This is a genomic window from Enterobacter sp. Ap-1006, assembly GCF_011752835.1.
Lineage (GTDB): Bacteria > Pseudomonadota > Gammaproteobacteria > Enterobacterales > Enterobacteriaceae > Cedecea.
This window is the reverse complement of the sequence record NZ_VWWU01000004.1, coordinates 522980-545783: the sequence shown is the minus strand read 5'-3', so window position 1 is coordinate 545783 and position 22804 is coordinate 522980. Positions and strand designations below refer to the sequence as shown.

General features: G+C 57.7%; 17 protein-coding genes. 4 read left to right on the top strand and 13 right to left on the bottom strand.

From position 1 onward, the window contains the following. Positions 1-38: 38 nt before the first annotated feature. The 3 genes from actP to acs all read right to left on the bottom strand — a co-directional run bounded on the left by actP (position 39) and on the right by acs (position 4094). Positions 39-1688, bottom strand: coding sequence for a cation/acetate symporter ActP (actP, locus tag F3J28_RS15485; RefSeq protein ID WP_166877536.1), 1650 nt, complete (start codon positions 1686-1688; stop codon positions 39-41). Next, positions 1685-1999 carry a DUF485 domain-containing protein gene (locus tag F3J28_RS15480; RefSeq protein WP_008455772.1) on the bottom strand — a complete coding sequence of 105 codons (315 nt, stop codon included), beginning with the start codon at positions 1997-1999 and terminating at the stop codon, positions 1685-1687. The genes actP and F3J28_RS15480 overlap by 4 nt, the downstream gene beginning before the upstream one ends. A 136-nt stretch (positions 2000-2135) precedes the next feature. Then, a complete protein-coding gene (acs, locus tag F3J28_RS15475) occupies positions 2136-4094 on the bottom strand; it encodes an acetate--CoA ligase (protein ID WP_166877534.1) in 1959 nt (652 codons plus the stop codon). A gap of 426 nt (positions 4095-4520) precedes the next feature. Between acs and gltP the strand changes: the two genes are divergently transcribed. Then, the gene (gene gltP / locus F3J28_RS15470; protein WP_166877531.1) at positions 4521-5834 is read left to right on the top strand and encodes a glutamate/aspartate:proton symporter GltP; all 1314 of its coding nucleotides are present in this window, start codon (positions 4521-4523) and stop codon (positions 5832-5834) included. A gap of 120 nt (positions 5835-5954) precedes the next feature. Here gltP and fdhF read toward each other — a convergent pair whose 3' ends face one another. Further along, the gene (fdhF, locus tag F3J28_RS15465) at positions 5955-8102 is read right to left on the bottom strand and encodes a formate dehydrogenase subunit alpha (protein ID WP_166877682.1); all 2148 of its coding nucleotides are present in this window, start codon (positions 8100-8102) and stop codon (positions 5955-5957) included. 294 nt (positions 8103-8396) lie between these two features. Here fdhF and F3J28_RS15460 point away from each other — a divergent pair, with 294 nt between their 5' ends. Further along, positions 8397-9131: a response regulator gene (locus F3J28_RS15460; RefSeq protein ID WP_166877528.1), complete on the top strand. Its 735-nt coding sequence runs from the start codon at positions 8397-8399 to the stop codon at positions 9129-9131. A 3-nt stretch (positions 9132-9134) separates the two neighbouring features. Here the strand turns inward: F3J28_RS15460 and F3J28_RS15455 are convergent, their stop codons facing one another. Further along, a complete protein-coding gene (locus F3J28_RS15455) occupies positions 9135-9947 on the bottom strand; it encodes an AraC family transcriptional regulator (RefSeq protein ID WP_166877524.1) in 813 nt (270 codons plus the stop codon). Positions 9948-10046: 99 nt separating this feature from the next. Between F3J28_RS15455 and F3J28_RS15450 the strand changes: the two genes are divergently transcribed. Further along, positions 10047-11156, top strand: a complete 1110-nt coding sequence (locus tag F3J28_RS15450; RefSeq protein ID WP_166877521.1) for an FAD-dependent oxidoreductase — start codon at positions 10047-10049, stop codon at positions 11154-11156. Here the strand turns inward: F3J28_RS15450 and F3J28_RS15445 are convergent. The 4 genes from F3J28_RS15445 to F3J28_RS15430 form a co-directional block, all read right to left on the bottom strand. Continuing rightward, positions 11153-11836, bottom strand: a complete 684-nt coding sequence (locus tag F3J28_RS15445) for a D-lyxose/D-mannose isomerase (RefSeq protein WP_166877518.1) — start codon at positions 11834-11836, stop codon at positions 11153-11155. The two genes, F3J28_RS15450 and F3J28_RS15445, sit on opposite strands and share 4 nt — an antisense overlap. A 105-nt stretch (positions 11837-11941) precedes the next feature. Continuing rightward, positions 11942-12886: an ABC transporter substrate-binding protein gene (locus F3J28_RS15440; protein ID WP_085541306.1), complete on the bottom strand. Its 945-nt coding sequence runs from the start codon at positions 12884-12886 to the stop codon at positions 11942-11944. A 35-nt stretch (positions 12887-12921) separates the two neighbouring features. After that, positions 12922-13914, bottom strand: coding sequence for an ABC transporter permease subunit (locus F3J28_RS15435; RefSeq protein WP_008455753.1), 993 nt, complete (start codon positions 13912-13914; stop codon positions 12922-12924). Then, a complete protein-coding gene (locus tag F3J28_RS15430; RefSeq protein ID WP_166877515.1) occupies positions 13907-15430 on the bottom strand; it encodes a sugar ABC transporter ATP-binding protein in 1524 nt (507 codons plus the stop codon). Before F3J28_RS15430 ends, F3J28_RS15435 begins: the two co-directional genes overlap by 8 nt. A gap of 665 nt (positions 15431-16095) precedes the next feature. Between F3J28_RS15430 and F3J28_RS15425 the strand changes: the two genes are divergently transcribed. Beyond that, a complete protein-coding gene (locus tag F3J28_RS15425; RefSeq protein WP_166877512.1) occupies positions 16096-18678 on the top strand; it encodes an ATP-binding protein in 2583 nt (860 codons plus the stop codon). Here F3J28_RS15425 and alsK read toward each other — a convergent pair. The 4 genes from alsK to alsA form a co-directional block, all read right to left on the bottom strand. Beyond that, positions 18611-19555 carry an allose kinase gene (gene alsK, locus F3J28_RS15420; protein WP_166877510.1) on the bottom strand — a complete coding sequence of 315 codons (945 nt, stop codon included), beginning with the start codon at positions 19553-19555 and terminating at the stop codon, positions 18611-18613. The genes F3J28_RS15425 and alsK overlap by 68 nt on opposite strands. Then, positions 19539-20234, bottom strand: coding sequence for a D-allulose 6-phosphate 3-epimerase (alsE, locus tag F3J28_RS15415; RefSeq protein WP_008455746.1), 696 nt, complete (start codon positions 20232-20234; stop codon positions 19539-19541). The genes alsK and alsE overlap by 17 nt, the downstream gene beginning before the upstream one ends. Before the next feature lie 61 nt (positions 20235-20295). Then, positions 20296-21276, bottom strand: a complete 981-nt coding sequence (gene alsC / locus F3J28_RS15410) for a D-allose ABC transporter permease (protein ID WP_038476559.1) — start codon at positions 21274-21276, stop codon at positions 20296-20298. Then, positions 21255-22787 carry a D-allose ABC transporter ATP-binding protein AlsA gene (gene alsA / locus F3J28_RS15405; RefSeq protein ID WP_166877508.1) on the bottom strand — a complete coding sequence of 511 codons (1533 nt, stop codon included), beginning with the start codon at positions 22785-22787 and terminating at the stop codon, positions 21255-21257. The genes alsC and alsA overlap by 22 nt, the downstream gene beginning before the upstream one ends. Between the last annotated feature and the right edge of the window lie 17 nt (positions 22788-22804).

The window sequence follows — 22804 nt, the reverse complement described above, 5'->3', positions numbered from 1 at the left end:
CTACCGGGGCAGATATAGCCCCGGTAAGTACTTACTAACTAGTGAGCTCGCCCCTGATCGATGCCGATACCGGTTTGAGAGCGAATAAACTGCGCGCGGAACTTCTCCCGCTCCAGCTTACCTTCCGGCGTATTATCGGTAATCGAGAACAGCCAGATGCCGACAAACGCAATCAGAATGGAGAACAGCGCCGGGTACTCGTACGGGAAGACCGCTTTTTCATGGCCGAGGATCTGCACCCAGATAGTCGGGCCCAGAATCATCAGCACCACCGCCGTCAGCAGGCCGAGCCAGCCGCCAATCATTGCGCCGCGCGTGGTCAGCTTCGACCAGTACATCGACAGCAGGATAATCGGGAAGTTACAGCTCGCGGCAATGGAGAATGCCAGCCCCACCATGAAAGCAATGTTCTGTTTTTCAAACAGAATACCCAGCAGGATAGCCACCACGCCCAGCACCAGAACGGTGATTTTCGACACTTTCAGCTCATCGCGTTCGGACGCGCCTTTGCGGAAGACGTTGGCGTAAAGATCGTGAGATACCGCCGAAGCGCCCGCCAGCGTTAACCCGGCCACAACCGCGAGGATGGTGGCGAAGGCAACCGCAGAGATAAAGCCGAGGAACAGGTTCCCGCCCACCGCGTCGGCAAGGTGAACCGCCGCCATATTGTTGCCGCCAATCAGCGCGCCCGCCGCGTCTTTAAACGCTGGGTTAGCACCTACTAACATAATGGCGCCAAAACCGATGATAAAGGTCAGAATGTAGAAGTAACCCATGAAGCCGGTGGCGTAAAACACGCTTTTACGCGCTTCGCGGGCGTCGCTCACGGTGAAGAAGCGCATCAGAATATGCGGCAGGCCAGCGGTGCCAAACATCAGGCCGAGGCCCAGAGACAGCGCAGAAATAGGGTCTTTCACCAGCCCGCCAGGGCTCATGATCGCCGCGCCTTTAGGGTGAACCGCCATTGCCTCATTGAACAGGTTGTTGAAGCTGAAGCCGACGTGCTTCATCACCATAAACGCCATGAAGCTTGCGCCGAACAGCAGCAGCACGGCCTTGATGATTTGCACCCATGTCGTCGCCAGCATGCCGCCAAACAGCACGTACATCACCATCAGCACGCCCACCAGCACCACGGCGACGTGGTAGTTCAGGCCGAACAGCAGCTCGATGAGCTTACCGGCGCCAACCATCTGGGCAATCAGATAAAGGGCGACCACCACCAGCGACCCGCAGGCCGACAGCGTGCGGATTGGCCCCTGCTTGAGGCGATACGACGCCACATCGGCAAAGGTATAGCGGCCCAGGTTACGCAGGCGCTCGGCAATCAGGAACAGGATAATCGGCCAGCCGACCAGGAAACCCAGGGAGTAAATCAGGCCGTCGTAGCCGGAGGTGTACACCAGCGCGGAAATTCCGAGGAACGAGGCCGCCGACATGAAGTCACCGGCAATCGCAAGGCCATTCTGGAAACCGGTAATGTTGCCGCCCGCGGTGTAATAGTCGCTGCGGGAGCGAACGCGCTTGGACGCCCAGTAAGTGATATACATCGTCAGCGCGACGAAAATCAGGAACATGATGATCGCCTGCCAGTTGGTTGGCTGGCGCTGCACGTCGCCGGTTATGGCATCGGCGGCAAAGGCACCGGCCGGCAGCAGAGCGGCAAAGACCGTAAGAAAACGCTTCATTTAACCCCCACTTCACGCAGCACTTCGTTATTCAGGCGGTCAAATTCGCCGTTAGCACGCCAGACATAAATCCCGGTGAGCAGGAAGGAAATAACGATCACGCCGATGCCGATAGGGATGCCCCGCGTGACGCTGGTGCCGTCATGCAGCGGGGTGCCAAGCCACGCGGGTGCGAAGGCAATCAGCAAAATAAAACCAACGTAAATCACTAACATAATCAGTGACAGAAGGGCGGCAAACCGTTGCCTTTTGGAAACCAACTCCCTGAAATGCGCACTGCTTTCTATCCGCTGATAAATGGTGTCATTCATCACAGAATCTCCAGAGGTTTTTGTAGGTTTTTTTATTCCCTCTCCCCTGTGGGGAGCGGGTTAGGGTGAGGGGAAAGGTACGGTCAGATGTCCTCACCCCGACCCTCTCCCTGAACGGGAGAGGGGTAGAACAAGGCTACGAAGGTATGGATAAAGCCTGTTTTTCTTCCAGCAGTTTTTCTACTACGCCCGGGTCGGCGAGGGTGGAGGTATCGCCCAGGTTGCTGGTGTCGCCGGAGGCAATCTTGCGCAAAATACGGCGCATGATCTTGCCGGAGCGGGTTTTCGGCAGCGAATCTGTCCAGTGCAGCACGTCCGGCGTGGCAAGCGGGCCAATCTCTTTCCGCACCCAATTGCGCACCTCGGCGTACAGCTCCGGCGTCGGCTCTTCGCCGTGGTTCAGCGTCACGTAGGCGTAAATCGCCTGGCCTTTAATGTTGTGCGGAATCCCCACCACCGCGGCTTCGGCAATCTTCGGATGCGACACCAGCGCTGATTCAATCTCGGCGGTACCCAGGCGATGGCCGGACACGTTCAGCACGTCATCCACGCGGCCGGTGATCCAGTAATAACCGTCTTCGTCACGGCGCGCGCCGTCGCCGCTGAAGTACATGTTTTTGAAAGTGGAGAAGTAGGTCTGCTCGAAGCGCTCGTGGTCCCCGAACAGCGTGCGTGCCTGGCCTGGCCAGGAATCGGTAATGGTCAGGTTGCCTTCGGTAGCACCCAGCTGCGGATTGCCTTCGTTATCCACCAATGCGGGCTGAACGCCAAAGAACGGCTGGGTCGCGGAGCCCGCTTTCAGCTCGGTCGCGCCCGGCAGCGGGGTGATCATAAAGCCACCGGTTTCCGTCTGCCACCAGGTGTCCATCACCGGGCATTTCTCATTGCCGATGTGCTTCCAGTACCACTCCCAGGCTTCCGGGTTGATGGGCTCGCCCACGGAACCAAGAATACGCAGCGAAGAGCGGTCAGTGCCTTCGGTGGCTTTATCCCCTTCGGCCATCAGCGCACGAATGGCGGTTGGCGCGGTGTAGAGAATATTCACCTTATGTTTGTCGACCACCTGCGCCATGCGGTTTGGCTTCGGCCAGTTAGGCACGCCCTCAAACATCAGCGTGATCGCGCCGCAGGCCAGCGGGCCGTAAAGCAGGTAGCTGTGCCCGGTCACCCAGCCCACGTCGGCGGTACACCAGTAGACATCGCCCGGATGGTAGTCGAAGACATATTTAAAGGTGGTCGCGGCATACACCAGATAGCCGCCGGTGGTGTGCAGCACGCCTTTTGGCTTGCCGGTGGAGCCGGAGGTATAGAGGATGAACAGCGGATCTTCAGCGTTCATTTCCACCGGCTGGTGCTGGTCGCTGGCTTTCTCTGTCAGCTCGTGCCACCACAGGTCGCGGTTCTGGTGCCAGTCGATTTTGCCGCCGGTGCGCTTCAGGACAATAACGTGCTCAACGGTTTTCACATTTGGGTTTTTAAGCGCGTCATCCACGTTCTTTTTCAGCGGAATTGAGCGCCCGGCGCGCACGCCTTCATCGGCGGTGATCACCAGGCGAGAGCTGGAGTCGATGATGCGTCCGGCTACGGCTTCCGGCGAGAAACCGCCAAAGATCACGGAATGCACGGCGCCAATGCGCGCGCAGGCCAGCATGGCAACGGCGGCTTCCGGCACCATTGGCATATAAATCGCGACAACATCGCCTTTCTTAATGCCCAGTTCAACCAAAGTGTTGGCAAAACGGCAGACATCGCGATGCAGCTCGCGATAAGTGATGTTTTTGCTCTGGGTCGCGTCATCCCCTTCCCAGATAATGGCGGTTTGATCGCCCCGTTCTTTCAGGTGCCGGTCGAGGCAGTTTGCGGCTAAATTAAGCGTGCCGTCCTCATACCACTTGATAGAGATGTTTCCCGGCGCAAAAGAGGTGTTTTTCACCTTTTTGTACGGTTTGATCCAGTCGAGAATTTTCCCTTGTTCGCCCCAAAACGCATCCGGGTCCTGTATCGACTGTTGATACATGGCCTGGTACTGCTCCGGGTTTATCAGGCAACGGTCCGCAATGTTTGCGGGAATAGCGTGTTTGTGTACTTGGCTCATGGCTTTTTTTCTCCTTTAGGATGTTAATAATATGTCACACAAACGTTAATAGTAGGGGTATTGGCAGCTTTGTTTACTTTTTGGGCGGCAGATCACGCATTAAAATAATTGCGCAAAAATTGTTCAAACAGATGAATCATAAGAAATAATTACCTTTGGTACTTATTTCCAAAAACAAATAATGAATTTTTTTCCATAACAATAAGTTATATTCATATTCCTCCGCAAAATCCTGTTTATCTATGCAATGTAAGTGCATAACCCTAAAAATGAAGGGTTGCGCAGCAGGCTATCGGGATGGTACTGATACGTTGCTTTAAAAAACCCCGCTTAACACCTGATGTTTGTCATACCCCCTTTCAGTTTGTGACCTTCTCCTGAGTCAACAGCATGGGAATGGCGTTTTTTTGAGGAACTGTCGTCGTTATGAAAAACTTTAAAATGAGCCTGGCCTGGCAAATCTTGCTGGCGCTGGTGCTGGGCATTATCCTGGGAAGTTTTCTGCATTATCAAAGTGATAGCCGTGAATGGCTGGTCGCTAACCTGCTGTCACCGGCGGGCGATATCTTTATCCACCTGATAAAAATGATCGTCGTGCCGATTGTTATCTCCACCCTGGTGGTTGGGATTGCGGGCGTCGGCGACGCCAAACAGCTTGGCCGCATTGGCGCTAAAACCATCATTTATTTCGAAGTGATCACGACGGTTGCCATCATTCTGGGCATTACGCTCGCGAATGTTTTCCAGCCGGGCCACGGCATAGATATGTCACAGCTTGCTACCGTGGATATTTCGAAATACCAGCACACGGCGCAGGACGTACAAAGCCATGCTCACGGCCTGATGGGTACTATTCTTTCGCTCGTGCCAACCAACATTGTGTCATCAATGGCGAAGGGCGAGATGCTGCCGATCATCTTCTTCTCGGTGCTGTTTGGCCTGGGGCTGTCGTCGCTGCCCGCGACTCACCGAGAGCCGCTGGTGACCGTCTTCCGCTCCATCTCTGAAACCATGTTCAAAGTGACGCACATGGTGATGCGCTATGCGCCAGTGGGCGTTTTCGCGCTGATTTCCGTGACCGTGGCTAACTTCGGTTTTGCGTCGCTCTGGCCGCTGCTGAAGCTGGTGGTACTGGTGTACGTGGCGATTGCCTTCTTTGCGCTGGTGGTGCTGGGCGCGGTGGCACGCCTGTGCGGGCTGAAAATCACTATTCTGATGCGCATCCTGAAAGATGAACTGATTCTCGCGTTTTCTACCGCCAGCTCAGAGAGCGTGCTGCCGCGCATCATCGAGAAGATGGAAGCCTATGGCGCTCCGGCGTCTATTACCAGCTTTGTGGTGCCGACCGGCTACTCGTTTAACCTGGATGGTTCCACGCTTTATCAGAGCATCGCGGCGATCTTTATCGCTCAGCTGTACGGTATTGAGCTGTCGCTGTGGCAGGAAATCATTCTGGTGCTGACGCTGATGGTGACCTCAAAGGGGATTGCCGGCGTGCCGGGTGTCTCCTTCGTGGTGCTGCTGGCCACGCTTGGCAGCGTCGGTATTCCGCTGGAAGGCCTGGCGTTTATTGCCGGGGTCGACCGTATTCTGGATATGGCGCGTACCGCGCTGAACGTGGTCGGCAACGCGCTGGCGGTGCTGGTTATCGCCAAATGGGAGCATAAATTCGACCATAAAAAAGCCCAGGCCTATGAGCGTGAGCTTTTTGGGAAGTTTGACAGTAAGGCGAGCAGTTAAGTAAAGCCCCTAACTCCGGCCCTCTCCCCAAAGGGGGGAGGGAAACTTCATTTTCCCCGAGTTGCGAGAGTTCTTTATCCCCTCTCCCCTTTGGGGAGAGGGTTAGGGTGAGGGGATGTTTTACCCCATCGCGCTTTCGCGCAGCCGGGCCTTCAGCTTATTGTACTCATCAATCACATACTGCTCGGCGGCCTGCTGGTCGACGATCGGCTCGACGCGCACGGCGCAGTACTTGTACTCCGGCGTTTTGGTTATCGGGCTCAGGTTCTCGGTCACCAGCTCATTACAGGCACCAATCCACCACTGATAGGTCATGTACACTGCGCCTTTATTCGGACGCTCGCTGACCGCTGCCCGGGTAATAACCCGGCCTTTGCGCGAATTCACCCAAATCAGCGCCTCATCTTCAATGCCCAGCCGGGCGGCATCTTCGACGTGGATCTGCGCATAACCCGGCTCATCGGCCAGCGCGGCCAGTGCCGCGCAGTTCCCGGTCATTGAACGGCAGGAGTAGTGGCCCACTTCACGCACTGTCGAAAGCACCATTGGGTACTCGTCGGTGATGCGATCGATAGGCGGTGCCCAGTCGCAGGTGAAGAACTGTCCCCGGCCGTTAGGGCGCTCGAACTTGCTCTCATACAGGTAAGAGGTGCCCTGATCCGCGTCGGATGTGTCCCGGCAAGGCCACTGGATATAGCCCAGCTCGCCCATCTTCTCGTAGGTTGCCCCGTAGAAGTCCGGACACAGGTGGCGCAGCTCGTCCCAGATTTCCTGGGTGTTGCGGTAGTGCATCGGGTAGCCCATGCGGGTGGCGATTTCGCTGATAATCTGCCAGTCCGTTTTGAGATCCCACTTCGGCTCAACCGCTTTAAAGAAGCGCTGGAAACCGCGGTCGGCGGCGGTGAAGACGCCTTCATGCTCGCCCCATGAGGTGGACGGTAAAATAACGTCGGCCTCGGCGGCGGTTTTAGTCATGAAGATATCCTGCACAATCACCAGCTCAAGTCCGGCAAACGCTTTGCGCACGGCGGAAAGCTCGGCGTCGGTCTGGAGCGGATCTTCCCCCATAATATAGGCCGCGCGAACCTCCCCGTGCTCAACCCGGTGAGGCAGTTCGCTGATGCGGTAGCCGTTAGCTTCCGGCAGCGCGTCAACGCCCCAGGCTGCAGCAAATTTGCTGCGGGTTTCCGCGTCACGAACATACTGGTTGCCGGGGAACATGTCCGGCAGCGCGCCCATATCGCAGGCACCCTGCACGTTGTTCTGGCCGCGAACCGGGTTCACGCCCACGTTAGGCTTGCCGAGGTTGCCGGTCATCAGCGCCAGGCTGGTGAGCGAGCGCACGGTTTCCACGCCCTGATAGAACTGGGTCACGCCCATGCCCCACAGGATGGTGGCCGTTTTGGCTTTGGCGTACATGCGCGCCGCCGCACGGATTTCCCCGGCGCTGACGCCAGTGATTTCCTCAACGGATTCCGGCGTGTAGCCTTCAACAATTTTGCGATACTCCTCGAAGCCCTCGGTACGAGAAGCGACGAAAGCGTGGTCGTAAAGATTCTCTTCAATAATGACGTGGCCAATCGCATTCAGCAGCGCGATGTTTGAGCCGTTGCGTAACCTTAAATGCATATCGGCAATGCGCGCGGTTTCAATTTTGCGCGGATCGACAACGATAATCTGAGCCCCTTTCTGCTTCGCCTTAATCACGCGATTAGCCACGATAGGGTGTGAATCTGCCGGGTTGTACCCGAACACAAAGACTAAATCAGTATCCTCAATCTCGACGATAGAGTTACTCATCGCGCCATTACCGACCGACTGGTGCAGACCTGCAACCGATGGGCCGTGTCAGACACGTGCGCAGCAATCGACGTTATTGGTTCCAATAACGGCGCGCGCAAATTTTTGCATTACATAGTTGGTTTCGTTGCCTGTTCCGCGTGAAGAGCCGGTGGTTTGAATGGCGTTCGGGCCATACTTGGCTTTGATCTCGCTCAGGCGTGAGCTGACGTAATCCAGCGCTTCGTCCCAGGATACGGCTTCCAGCTTGCCGCCGCGCTCGCGGCGAATCATCGGGGTTTTCAAGCGCGGGGTAAGGATTTTGGTGTCGGTGATAAAATCCCAACCGTAATACCCCTTCAGGCACAGGTCGCCCTGGTTGGTTTTACCCTGTGCGCCTTCCGCCTTGACGATTTTGCCGTTATCCACCACCAGGTTTATCTTGCAACCCGAGGCGCAATAGGGGCAAACCGTGACGACTTTTTTCATCATGTTGCTCCAGTCAATGCTGTCATTTAAGTGCGGCGATAAAAGCAAACCGCCTTGCTGAGCCACTCAATGCATTATCTATGCCACATAGAATGCATGGGTAATGACGCAGGGTTCTGGGGGATCCGACGGGAGCACTGACGAGAGAAGCAGGATTTCGTCATAAATGACGTGTCGAACTGACGGCCATTTGTGACAGTGATAGAAAATTCTACATGGATCTGTGTTCTTTCTGCGGCGCGCAATCAACAATCGCTCACACTAAAAAGAACCTCCTCCCCTCCGGAGAAAATAATGAAACCTGCAATCCTGGTGGTGGATGACGACAAGGCCATTTGCGACGTACTGCGCGACGTGCTCAGTGAACACGTTTTTGACGTACTGGTATGTCATAGCGGTAATGAAGCGCTGCAGATTGTGGCGGCAGAGCCTTCTGTTGCGCTGATTTTGCTGGATATGATGCTGCCGGATACCAACGGCCTGCTGGTGCTTCAGCAGGTGCAGAAACTGCGTCCCGCTTTGCCGGTGGTGATGCTGACCGGCATGGGCAGCGAGTCCGACGTCGTCGTGGGCCTGGAAATGGGCGCCGATGACTACATCGCCAAACCGTTCAATGGGCGCGTGGTGGTGGCGCGGGTGAAAGCGGTACTAAGGCGCAGCGGGGCGCTGGCCGTAGAAAGCAGTCCGACCAAAACCAACGGGCTGCAGTTTAACGGCTGGCGGCTGGACACCGACCGCTGCCAGTTGATGAATGCTCAGCAACAGCAGGTTGATCTCACTCAGGGCGAATATGGCCTGCTGCTTTCCCTGGTGCAGAACGCCAGGAAAGTGCTGTCGCGGGAAAAGCTGCTCGAGCTTACCCACAGCGAAAGCCTGGAAGTGTTTGACCGCACTATCGACGTATTAATCATGCGGCTGCGGCGTAAAATTGAGGTCAACCCGCACCAGCCCACGCTGATTCGCACCATCCGCGGCGTGGGCTACGTTTTTGCCGCCGATATCACTCACGGCGAGAAAAATGCGGTTTAGCATCTATTTCCCGTTCGAAAAGTAGCGGGCCGGTGAAGTGCCAAAGGCATTTTTGAACATATGGATAAAATTGCCCGGAGAGGCGTAGCCCAGTAATTCTGAAACCTCCGAAACCGACATGCCTTGTGCCAGCTTATCCAGCCCGTGGGTCAGCCGGGCCTGCCTCCGCCATTGGGCAAAATTTAGGCCGGTTTCTGCCACAAAAAGGCGACGCAGAGTGCGGGGCGAAAGCGCGCCGAATGCCGCCCACGCTTCAAAAGTCCGCTCATCGCCGGGGTTAGCGAGCAGTGCAGAAGCCACTTTTTTCAGCCGATGATCTGTCGGCATTGGCAAATGCAGCGCCTCGTGCGGGGCGCGGCAAATCTCATCGTAAATAACGGCGGCCATACGCTGATGTTCCGGCTCGGGTGTTGCCTGCTTATCCCATTCGCAGGCGCGACGGGCGAGCGCGTGAAGCACCTCCGAAACGGCAATCACGCAGGGTTTTTCCGGCAACCCCGAGCAGCTTTCAGGCGTAATCAGCAGCGTCCAGCCTTTTACGGCTCCGCTGATGCTGACCTTGTGGATTACGCCCGGCGGCAGCCAGCTGGCGCGATGGGGAGGCAAAAACCAGGCTCCGTCAGCGGTGTGAACGTGCAGTAAACCAGACTCCACGCAAAAAACCTGGCCGCGCAGGTGCTGGTGCCAGGCCACTTCCCGCGTGCCGAGCAGATATTCACTTTCAGGAGCGACGCTGCCTTCAAGGGCAATCAGCGGCGGGCCGCTAAGCCATTCGCTGTAATCGGGGGCTGGTGGCTGAGGAGGATGTTTTATCATGGCCGATTTTCACTATTTGTCGTCCGTATAACGTTATCCTTGCGCCGGTGAGTCATGCAACTCTTTTGTGGAACCAGGACAAACCACAGAGGAAACCTCATGAGTACTTCAGGCGTTGCAATTATTGGTGCGGGACTGGGCGGGCTGGCGCTTGCTCAGGGCCTGAAAAGTCGCGGAATTAGCGTCACCGTTTACGAGGCGGATCCGGCACCCGACAGCCGTATTCAGGGCTACCGGATTCGGATCGATGCGCAAGGGCAGCGGGCGCTGGCGGAGGTGCTGCCTCCTGCGCTTTATCAGCTTTTCTGGCAAACGGCCTCGGTAGCCAGCACGGAAGGGCGTTTTCTGGATCGCGCCGGGTATGAGGTCAATGGCCGTCAGCCTGAAGGCTGGCATCAGGCCGGGCAAAACGCCGATCTCGAGCCAGATTTAAGCATTCATCGCCAGACGCTGCGGGAAATCCTGCTTTGCGGCCTCGAAGGGACTCTGCGCTACGGCCACGCCTTTGAGGATTACCATCAGGCAAGTGAAGGCCGGGTAGGGCTAAGGTTTGCTCATACGGCTGACGCAAGCTGCCAGCTGCTGGTCGGCGCGGACGGCGTCAATTCACGGGTCAGGGCACAGCTTGCCCCTGATGCCGTGCCGGCGGATTCGGGCTATCTCTGCCTGTATGGCAAAAGCGCTTTAACGGCGGAGAAGGCGTTGTACGAAGGCACTAACGTACTGTTTTGCGAAGGATTCAGCGCCATTATTGATGAAATGCGCTTTCGGCAGGATTTTACAGCGCTCGCGGCAAAGGCGGGTTTTAACGGCAGCCTCACGCAGACTGAGGATTATCTTTACTGGGCGCTGATCGGCCCTGGCTCGCGGTTAGCTGTTCCCTTAGACAGTTTGTCTCTTCCTCCGATGCTGCAAAAGCTTATACAACGGACTTTGCCAGAACATATTGCGACGCTGCCGGTCCGCTACGGCAATCCGAATATTGTCTGGCAGCCCGGAAACGTCACCCTGCTGGGCGATGCCGTCCACGCCATGAGTCCGGCCGGTGGCATAGGGGCTAATACTGCGTTGAGAGATGCCGCCGATCTTGCCACCGCGCTTCACGGCAAGGGCCTGTCCGGTTTAGCTGAATACGAACGCCTGATGCTTGCCAGAGGCAAAGCGGCCGTGGCAGATTCCGCCGTGGCGGCCGCAAAGCTTTCCTGCTAGATAAACTGCCGGTACTCATGGCACAAAAGCAGCGCCGGAGCGGTATCCTCGGTAAGGGTACTGAAGCGCTCAAGCGGTTTTAAAAAGCGATTGTCGTGGTCGTCATCGTTGACCATCGACACTTCGCCGACCAGCACGTCGCCGTAGCCCGGCTCACCCCAAAAGCTGTGGTACATCTCCGGCACCAGACTGATGCTTTCTCCGGGCGATAAACGCAGCTGGCTGCCCGCCGCGTGCGTCTGGCGGCAGCCGTCAATCACCACCGTGATGTCTGTTTCGTCAGGCTGTTCGAAGGGATCTGACTGCCACAGTTCGACAATCAAGTTCCCGCCGCCGCGGTTGATGATGTCTTCCTGTTTGCTCCAGTGAAAATGCATTGGCGTCATCTGGTTATCACGCACGTGCATAACTTTCTCTGCGTAGGATTTGGCGTAGGGCGCGCCTTCCGGAGAGCCATTGCGCAGGGTAAACAGCGTCAGGCCCATGGTCAGGAAGTCGCCGCCGCCGAAGTCGGTGATGTCCCACCCGAGTTTCAGATCGAATACCTCCTGCCAGCTGCGGGGGTTAACCTGCAGCCATTTTTGCGGCGAGAAGCTGGCGAACGGGGGCAGTTGCACCCCGTGGCGGGCAAAAAACTGCCGGGTTTCATTCAGGTACTGATTGACCTCGGAGCGTTTCATCTGGCCTTCCTTTGATGTGGACCCTCACCCTAACCCTGGAAGGGAGAGAGAACTAACGATTTTCTCCCTCTCCCCTTTGGGGAGAGGGCCGGGGTGAGAGGCAAATTACTTCACCGTCCACCCTTTGTAGCTGCCGATATTGCTCTTATCGATCATCGTGACCGGGATCAGCACCGGGCCTTTTGGCGCGGGTTTACCCTGCAAAATGTCATAGCCAATCTCAACCGCTTTCGCCGCCATTACCTGCGGATCCTGGGCCGGGGTCGCCACAAACAGCGAGCTGCCACCGCGCTTCAGGGCTTCTTCACCGTCCGGGCTGCCGTCCACGCCGACAATAAAGAACTCGCTACGTTGAGCCTGTTTTGCCGCCAGATCGGCCCCGATCGCCGTCGGATCGTTTATAGCAAACACGCCGTCGATCTTCGGATTTGCCGCCAGCAGCGAGGTCATCACTTCCAGGCCACCTTCGCGGCTGCCCTTAGCATTCTGGTTAGACGAAAGGATCTTAATGTCCGGGTGTTTTTTGAATTCGGTTTCGCAGCCCTCAACGCGGTTCTGCACGGCGGAAACCGGCGGCCCATTAATGATCACCACATTGCCTTTGTCTTTCAGGCGATCCGAAATGTATTTACAGGCCATTTGCCCGGCCTGAGTGTTATCGGAAGTGATCGTGGCATCGGCGCCGTCTGCCGCAACGTCCACCGCCACAACGACGATCCCGGCGTCTTTCGCGCGTTTTACCGCCGGGCCGATCCCTTTGGAATCCGCGGCGTTAAGGATGATCATATCCACCTTCGCGGCGATGAAGTTGTCGATCTGCGCCACCTGCTGACCGAGATCGTAGCCGCTGGAGACCAGCGTCACTTTCACGTTATCACCGGCGAGCTTGCGGGCTTCCAGTTCGGCACCTTTGGTGATCTGCACGAAGAACGGGTTGGCGAGGTCGCCCACCGTCACGCCGATCGACTTTAACTCTTTCGCCTGGGCAAACGGCGCGCCTGCGATCATTGCACCAGCCAGTAACGCAGTAACTATAGGTTTCAAACGCATGCTGTTTTCCTCACTCGTAGGGTAGGGTTTTGTTGTTATGCACTTTGATTGTGACGGGTACGGTATTTGTCGATCAGCACCGCTATGATGATCACCGCCCCTTTGATCACCAATTGCCAGAAATAGGAGACGCCCATCAGCGTCATGCCGTTGTTGAGCGTGGCGATAATCAGCGCCCCTACCAGCGTGCCGGTGATGGTGCCAATCCCGCCCACGAAGCTGGTTCCGCCGAGGATAACGGCGGCGATGGCGTCCAGCTCGTAGCCCACGCCGAGGTTACCGTTGGCGCTGTATAGCCGTGACGCACTCATGATGCCGCCCAGGCCGGAAAGCAGCCCGCTCATGCCGTACACGAACAGCAGCACCATCCACACTTTGATGCCGGTCAGGCGTGCCGCCTGCATGTTGCCACCCACCGCGTAGATATGAACGCCCAGCGTGGTGCGGCGCAGAATGAACCAGCACACCGCAATCACCAGCAGGGCGATAACCACCAGCCACGGCACCGGGCCAAGATAGGCGTTGCCAATCCACTCGAAATTGATGTTGGAGTTAATCACCGTCGTGCCGTCGGCCAGCAGATACGCCGCGCCGCGCAGCGCGGTATAGGTGCCGAGCGTGACGATAAAAGGCGGTAGCCCGGCCCAGGCGACCAGCATGCCGTTAAACAGCCCCAGCCCGGTGCCCATCAACAGCGCCGCCGGAATCGACAGGCCTTCCCAGCCAGGCATTAGCGACACTACCATCGCCGTGACGGCGGTGGTGCCGAGGATGGAACCGACGGACAGGTCAATGCCGCCGGTCAGAATGATGAAGGTCATCCCTGCCGCCAGCACGATGTTAATGGACGACTGGCGAGCGATATTGAGCAGGTTAGATTCGGTGAAGAAGTTGGGGGCGACAAAGCCAAAGACGGCAATGATGAGCACCAGAATCGGCAAAATACCGACGGTTTGCATCAAATCGCCGAACAGGGCTTTTTTGAGCGAGGCGGATTTTGCCACCGGTTGCGTGCCTGAGTTAGTCATGGTGCACCTCTTTCTTATGGGCCTCGGTCACGCCGGTAGCCAGGGTCATAATATTTTCTTGTGTAATGTCGTGGCGCAGCAGCTCGCCGGCAATGCTGCCTTCGCGCATGACGTACACCCGGTCGCTCATGCCCACCACTTCGGGCAGCTCGCTGGAAATCATTAAAATGGCCACGCCCTGGCGGGCCAGCTGGTTCATGATGCGGTAAATTTCGCTTTTAGCCCCCACATCCACGCCGCGCGTTGGCTCGTCGAGGATCAGGATGCGTGGGCCAATGGCAACCCAGCGGGAAATCAGCAGTTTTTGCTGGTTGCCGCCGGAAAGACCCCCGGCACGAACCTGCGCGTGAGGGACGCGAATATTCAGCAGGCTGATGGCGTCGTCTGAAATGGTCTGGGCTTTTTTGCGGTCGAGCATGCCGAAGTGGGCGTCACGCTCAAGCGTGGCCATGGTGATGTTGTCCTGCGCGGCCAGCTCAAGGAACAGCCCCTGTTCTTTGCGGTTTTCGGTCAGGAAGCCAATGCCGTGCTGAATCGCCTCGCGGGGGGAATGCAGCGTCACAGGCTGGCCGTCGATCTCAATCGATCCGCCCGCGGGTTTGCGCACGCCGAAGATCAACTGCGCCAGCTCTGAACGTCCCGCGCCAACCAGCCCGGCCAGGCCGACTATTTCCCCGGAGCGAACGTGCAGGCTGACGGGCTGCACTTTGCCGTTGTCCGTCAGGTGATGAACATTCAGGCGAGGGCTGCCCAGCGGGATATCACGCTCTTTGTTAAACAGGTCGCTAAGGGGCCGACCCACCATCATTTTCACCAGCTCGCTGGCGTTCAGGTTTTCGCGCGTCAGGCTGCCGACATACTGTCCGTCGCGCAGCACGCTGACCCGGTCAGACAGCTCATAAATTTCCGCCATGCGGTGGCTGATGTAGATAATCGCCATGCCTTCATCGCGCAGGCGGAAAATCAGCTCAAACAGGCGATGCGTTTCGCGAGAGGAGAGGGCGGCGGTGGGTTCATCCATCACCAGAATACGGCTGTTGCGCTGGAGCGCGCGGGCAATCTCAACCTGCTGCTGCTCGGCAATGGTGAGCTTCATCACGAGGTCGGTGGCTTTGAACTGCGCCCCGAGGCGGTCAATCACCGCCTGCGCCTGCTGTACCATCTCTTTGCGCTGCACCAGGCCGCCGCGCGCCAGTTCGCTGCCGAGGAAAATGTTTTCCGCCACGGTGAGATTTGGCGCGAGCTGCATCTCCTGGTAGATCAGCGTGATGCCCGCGTTGAGGGCATCTTTGGGGCCTTTGATGGCGTAGGGCTCACCGTCAATAAGCACTTCGCCGCTGGTGGCGATGTAAGCCCCGGCGAGGATCTTCATCAGGGTACTTTTGCCCGCGCCGTTCTCGCCCATTAGTGCATGGATTTCACCGGGAAAGACCGTTAAATCGACGCCTTTTAGCGCATAAAATTTGCCAAACGACTTGGCAATATTGCGCATTTCCAGAATGGGGACTCTGCTCATGGTGCGGCGCCTGTGGTGGTTATTTATAAGGCCAGTCAACCACGCGCCGGTAAATGCAAAATGTCAGCGGCCGTTCATATTTGTCATAGAGTTGAATAGTTAACCTGGATCACATTCCCGGTGTGGAAATACTTATCAAAATTCGTGCAATGCTTAACTGGAGTGAATGTGTGACCCTCACCCCGGCCCTCTCCCTGAAAGGGAGAGGGGGAAAGGCGGTGTGCAATGCTTAACTGGAGTGAATGTGTGACCCTCACCCCGGCCCTCTCCCTGAAAGGGAGAGGGGGAAAGGCGGTGTGCAATGCTTAACTGGAGTGAATGTGTGACCCTCACCCCGGCTCTCTCCCTGCAAGGGAGAGTGGGAAAGGCGGTGTGCGATGCTTAACTGGAGTGAATGTGTGACCCTCGCCCCGGCTCTCTCCCTGCAAGGGAGAGTGGGAAAGGCGGGGCGCAATGCTTTGGCCTCAGTCCGTATTTGGGGAGAGGCTGCCCCCTTATTCCCTGTGCCATTCGGGGAGAGGCTGCCCCCTTTTTCCCTGTGCCACTTGGGGAGAGGCTGCCCCCTTTTTCCCTGTGCCACTTGGGGAGATGTTACCCCCTTTTTTCCCTCTCCCCTCTGGGGAGAGGGTCAGGGTGAGGGGGAAAAAAACAACCACGGAGCCCCTATGACCCAGCCTCGTCCATCCTTCTTCGCCAGCGCCCGTGGCCGCCTGCTGTTTTTCAACCTGCTGGTAGTGGCGGTCACGCTGATGGTCTGCGGCGTGGCGGTGCTCGGCTTTCAACACGCCAGCCGCCTCCAGGAACAGGTGCAGGGGCAAACGCTGCTCGACATGTCCGGCAGCATGGAACTAGCGCGTGATACCTCCAACGTGGCGACGGCGGCGGTCAGGCTTTCTCAGGTCGTTGGCGCGCTGGAATACCAGAGCGAAGCGGAAAGCCTGAAACAGACCCAGCTTTCGCTGCAAAACTCGCTTTCTCATCTGGCTACCGCGCCGCTGGCCCGGCGTGAACCGCAGCTGGTCGGCCGGATCATCGCCCGCAGCAACGAGCTGGAAAGCAGCGTCACCAACATGCTGGTGATGGGGCACCGCCGCCACTTGCAGCGCAACCTGCTGCTCAGCGCCCTGTACCAGAACCAGAGCTATCTTGAGCACTTGCAGGAGGTTAACGCGCGCGAAGGGCTGAACGTGCCGGATGCCGCGCTGCTGAAAGAGATGGATCGCCTGATGCTGGTGGCGATTCAGTCTTCCTCGCCGAGGCCGGCGGTACGCCAGCTTAGCGAAGTGATGCAGCTTCTGCCCGAACGAGCGCCGTCGCCGCTGGCGGACAGTATTTTGCAGCAGTTCAGAAGCGGCCTGCAGCAGCTGCCACCGCTCTCCGCCCAGCTTGAGGAGAGTGACCTGGGCATCGCCTGGCACATGTATCACATCAAAGCGCTGGTGGCTTTTCTGAATCAGGACATCAACCTGTATGTGCAAAAAGTCGGGGGAGAATCCCGGCAGCGCAGCCAGCAAAGCCACCGGGATTTGCAGTCCATTATCGCCTTTATCGGCCTGTTCGCCCTGCTGGCACTGGTGATCACTGGCTTCGCCGGGCTGTATATCTACCGCAACCTCGGCTCTAACTTAACGGCCATTTCCCAGGCGATGACGCGGCTGGCGAAGGGCGAAAAAGAGGTCAGCGTGCCCGCGCAGCAGCGGCGCGATGAGCTGGGTGAACTGGCCAGGGCGTTTAACGTCTTTGCCCGCAATACGGCGTCGCTGGAGCACACTTCGCGCCTGCTGAAAGAGAAAAGTACCCTGCTGGAAACCACCTTCCACGCCATGCGCGATGGCTTTGCGCTGTTCGACAGCGACGGTTTCCTGGTGGTGTGGAACCAGCAGTACCCGCTGCTGCTGGGGCTGGATCCGCAGCGCCTGCAGCGCGGCCAGCACTACCTCGGGCTGCTCAAACAGGTCACGCCGCTTCAGGAACACATGCTCGGCAATCTCTCCCGACCTCTGCCAAAGCCGCAGGAACTGAGGCTGGCGGACGGGCGTACCATCGAGCTGCGCTTTAGCCCGGTGCCGGGGCGGGGCATGGTGAACGTGGTGCTGGAGCGCAGCGAGCGCAAGGCGCTGGAGGAGGCGCTGGTGCACAGTCAAAAAATGAAGGCGGTGGGGCAGCTCACCGGCGGCCTGGCGCACGACTTCAACAACCTGCTGGCGGTGATCATCGGCAGCCTGGAGCTGACCGCGACAGACTCACCGGACGCCGTGCGCATTCAGCGCGCGCTGAAGGCCGCCGAACGTGGCGCGCAGCTTACCCAGCGGCTGCTTGCCTTTTCCCGTAAGCAATCGCTGCACCCGCGTGCGGTGGCGATGAAAAGCCTGCTGGAAAACCTCGACCCGCTGATGCGCCACTCTTTGCCCGCCCACCTCACGCTTGCTGTTGAAGCCCAGCAGCCCGCCTGGCCCGCGTGGATCGACGTCAACCAGTTGGAGAACGCGATCATCAACCTGGTGATGAACGCCAGGGATGCGATGGAAGGCCGCAGCGGGGAAATTAAGATCCGTACCTGGAACCAGCGCGTGGTGCGTGGCGAAGGGCGCAAACAGGATATGGTGGTGATTGAAGTGGCCGACACTGGCCACGGCATGACGGACGAAGTGAAAGCGCAGGTGTTTGAGCCGTTCTTTACCACCAAACAGACCGGGAGCGGCAGCGGGCTGGGGCTGTCGATGGTGTATGGCTTTGTGCGCCAGTCCGGCGGACGCGTGCAGATTGAAAGCGAGCCCGGCAAAGGGACTCGGGTCATACTGCAACTGCCTCGTGCGTCTGCGGAGGTGCAGCCGGAAGCCTTGCCGCTGGCCGGTGAACAGGCTGATATCGCCGACCAGCTTGTGCTGGTGCTCGAAGACGAGCCGGACGTGCGCCAGACGCTGTGCGAACAGCTGCACGAGCTGGGTTACCTGACGCTGGAAGCCAGCGACAGCCAGCAGGCGCTGGAGTTAATGGCTGAGGTACCGGACATCGGCCTCGTGATCAGCGACCTGATGCTGCCCGGCGAGCTAAGCGGCGCGGATGTGCTGCAGCAGGCTCGCCGCCACCATCCTCACCTGGATTTGCTGCTGATCAGCGGGCAGGACCTTCGCCGCAGCGAACAGCACCTGCCCGATGTGGAGCTGCTGCGTAAGCCGTTTACCCGAGCGCAGCTTGCTGAGGCGCTACGTAAAGCGCGGGCAGGAAGCAGGCGCGGGCAAGCGTAGCCGCACCCTGAGCGCCATTGAAGGCCGAGGAAGATGCGTCGATAAAGCGCACGGCATCATGCGGCAACGGGCGGCGCAGATAGCGTTTTGTCTGTGCCACCAGCGCCTCACGCGGGAAATCGACCATGTCCATCACTCCGCCGCCGAGGATCACCGCATCCGGGTCGAAAAGGTTGATGCTGGTAGCGATGGCGCGCGCCGCGTGGTCGAGCAGGGCAGCGACAAACGGCTCCTGCGCGGCAAAGGTAAACAGCTCGCCAATTTCATACGTTTTCGGGCTGGCGTCGTACCAGCGTTTCAGGGCTATCCCCGAGCACACCGTCTCCAGGCAGCCTGCATTGCCGCAGCCGCAGGTCAGGTGCATATCGCCCTGCGGAATATGGCCCAGTTCCCCGGCAACGCCGTGGGCGCCGGTCCAGGGGGCGCCGTTCAGCCAGATGGCAAAGCCCATGCCGGTGCCGAGATAAGCCCCCAGCACCTGCTGATGCTGCAGGCCGTTTTGCGCGACATCGAAAGAGAGCTGTAGGTTTACATCCCGAGAAAACTCGACCGGGCAGCCGAGAGCATCCTCCAGCTTACCTGCCAGCTCCTTCAGTTCCAGCGCGGAAAGCGGCAAATTTGGGGTGGAGATGATCGTCCGCTTGTCTTTGCCCACCAGCGCCGGGAACCCCATCACCATGCCGCGGCAGCGGGCGTGAAGACTGCCTAGCCGCTCGTTCAGCAGATGGGCGATCCCGCAGACCACGCCCCCTGCGATAATGTCTGCCGTGCGCTGTTTTTCACAATGCAGCACCGTGCCGGACTCGTCCTGCAAACACAGGCGGATATGGGTGGCACCCATATCCACTCCGGCCACCACGTTAAGCGGTTTTGGCATGGGGCATAACCTCGTCTTTGGCCGCCAGGATCTGCTCGCTCATCACCTGCCAGGCCTCGTCGATATCCCGGGCGTGGTTAAACAGCCCGGAAGTGCCGACGATAAACACATCTGCCCCGGCGGCCATGAGTCGTTCATAGGTTGCCGCGTTGCAGGAACCGTCAATTTCAATCTCGTAGCTTAGCCCTTCGCGCTCGCGCCAGGCTTTCAGCTCGGCCACTTTGTCCAGCATTTCCGGGATAAACGGCTGGCCGGCAAACCCTGGGTCAACGGTCATCACCGTCACCTTGTCTGCCTTATGAATGTAGTACTTCATCGCCTCAACCGGCGTTTCCGGGTTCAAAATCAGGCCAACTTTCATGCCGTGGCGGCGAATCTCTTCGATGAGGCGGAAGGCCTGGCCGTTAATGGTTTCCGGGTGCAGGGTGATAATGTCCGCCCCGGCCTCCGCCAGTGGGACGATGTAATCCTGCGGACGGGTGACCATTAAGTGGCAGTCCAGCGGCTTACTGGCAAGCTTCCTGACCTGGCCGACGAAGAACGGGGACAGCGTCAGGTTCGGCACAAAGTGACCGTCCATAATGTCGATATGAAAGTAGTCTGCGTGCAGGTCGATAAACGCAATCTGTTCCTGGAATTTTGCCAGATCCATGCACATCAACGAGGGGGAAATTTTCATTACAAGCTCCTGTAAATCTATGGATTTCTGACAGCGGGTGCGGCCAACGCATCTGCCGTTCTTATTTACTGATTAACCGATCCAGGGCCACCGCGGCGATGATAAGCCCGCCCATCACCACCAGTTGGTAATAGGTTTGTACCTGGAGAATATTGAGCCCGTTGTTGATGGTGCCGATGATCAGGCCGCCAATCACCACCGAGAAAATCCGGCCCTTGCCGCCGAAGAAGCTGGTGCCGCCGATGATGGCGCTGGCGATGGCGTAGGTTTCAAACCCCATGCCTGCCAGCGGCTCTGCCGCACCAAGACGTGCGGTTGAGACCACGCCCGCCAGCCCGGCGCAGATGCCGGAGATGATGAACACCACCAGCATGTGAAACTTCACGTCGATGCCGGAGTAGAACGCCGAGTTCTTATTGCCGCCGAGGGCGTAAATATTGCGGCCCAGCCGCGTGCGGGTGGTCAGGAACCACAGTATCCCGGCGACAATCAGCGAGAAGATCACCGGCACCGGGATGCCGAGCGGCGTGGCGGCGAAGAAGTTCACAAAATCGAACGAGAAGCCGTACACCGAGTTGGCATCAGAGATAACCAGCGTGATGCCGCGGAAAATGGCGTTGGTGCCGAGGGTGATGATGAACGGATGCAGCCCCGTCCAGTTCACCAGGCAGCCATTAATCGCCCCGAGCAGCCCGCCGACAATCACGCCGCCAATCAGCGCCGCAAGGAACGGATCGACGCCCGCCAGCATCAGTTTGGCGGTGACCATGCCGGAAAGCGCCAGAATCGCACCCACCGACAGGTCGATCCCCGCCACCAGAATGGCGAAAAACTCCCCCATGCCGATAAGCACCGTCACCGAGCTTTGCACAAAGATGGCGCTGATGTTGCTGGCCGTCAGGAAGTACTCAGCGGAGAGCGTGCCGAAGATGGCGACGATAATCGCGAGGATGAAGAAGGTGCCGTATTTGTCCCAAAACTGGGCGAAATTGAACGGTTTTTTCTCGCTTTCTTCGCGTTTCATTCTTGTGGTAATGCCCATGCCATAATCTCCTCTTCGCTGATATCGTCGCGATTGGTCAGGATTTGCGTCAGTCGCCCTTCGCAGAACACGGCAATGCGGTCGCAGACGGCGATAATTTCGGGAAGCTCAGACGACACCATCAGGATGACTTTTCCGTCATCCGCCAGCTGGCGCATCACTTTGTAGATTTCGGCCTTCGCGCCGACGTCGATGCCGCGGGTAGGCTCATCGAAAATGATCACTTCCGGATCGCAGCACAGCCATTTAGAAATCAGCACCTTCTGCTGATTGCCGCCGGAAAGTTCGGTAATGTTCTGGTCGACGCTGTGGCACTTCAGCGCCAGCAGCTGGCGCTGGGCTTCGGCAGTCTGGCGCTCCTCAGCCTCGTTAAACAGGCCCATCGCGCCTTTGTAACCGCCGCGCTTGAGGCTCTGGCTGACGGCCATGTTCTGGGCGATGGAGAAGTTGGCGAAGAAGCCGTTATCGCGGCGGCTTTCGGTGATGTAGCCCATGCCTTTTTTCAGCGCGTCCATCGGCGAGCTGGGCGAGATGTTTTTCCCGTTAAGCAGAATGTCCCCGGCTGATCGTTTGTCCACGCCAAACAGGCAGTCCATCAGCTCGGTACGTCCTGAGCCGACGAGGCCGGAAAAGCCCAGGATCTCGCCCCGGTTCACGCTGAACGAAATGTCTTTCACTTTTTTGCGGTCGCGGCTGCTGACGTTCTTCACCTCAAACACCACGTCAGGCTCGACGTTCCCGGCGCTCTCTTTCATTGCGCTAAAGCGGTTTTGCAGCTCGCGACCGACCATCAGGCGCACAATGTCGTCGTTGGAGACGTCGCTGACCAGGCCGCTGCAGACGCTGCTGCCGTCCTTCATGACCGTGTAGCGGTCGCAGATGCGGCGGATTTCGGCGAGCTTGTGGGAGATGTACACCATCGCCGTGCCTTCTTTCCGCAGCTGATTCATGATGAGAAAAAGATAATCCACTTCTTTATTGGTTAAAGAAGAGGTGGGTTCATCCATAATAATGACTTTGGCGTCCAGCATTAATGTTTTGGCAATTTCTAACATTTGCTTGTGACTGATGGATAAATTGCCCACCTTTTCATCGAGATCCACTTTTAAGCCGACACGCAAAAGCATCATCGCGGCGCGAATACGCATCTCTTTCCAGTCAACAATATTAATCCCGAAGACTTTTTTAGTGGTATGACGGCCAATATAGAGATTTTCTAAAACCGTTAATTCATCAATGACGCTGAGTTCTTGATAAATAATCCCAATGCCGAGCTGTGCCGCTAATTTATGATCAAGCTTTTCATAATTAACGTTATTAATCGTAATGGTGCCTTTGGTCGGTTCGTGAATACCCGACAGGACTTTCATCAGGGTTGATTTACCTGCACCATTTTCCCCGAGCAGCGCATGAATTTCGCCGGGAAATATTGTTAAATCAACCGATTTTAATGCGTGAACCGGACCAAAGGATTTGCCGATCCCCGCCATTGCAATGTATGGCGTGACCATGACGAGCCTCAATCATT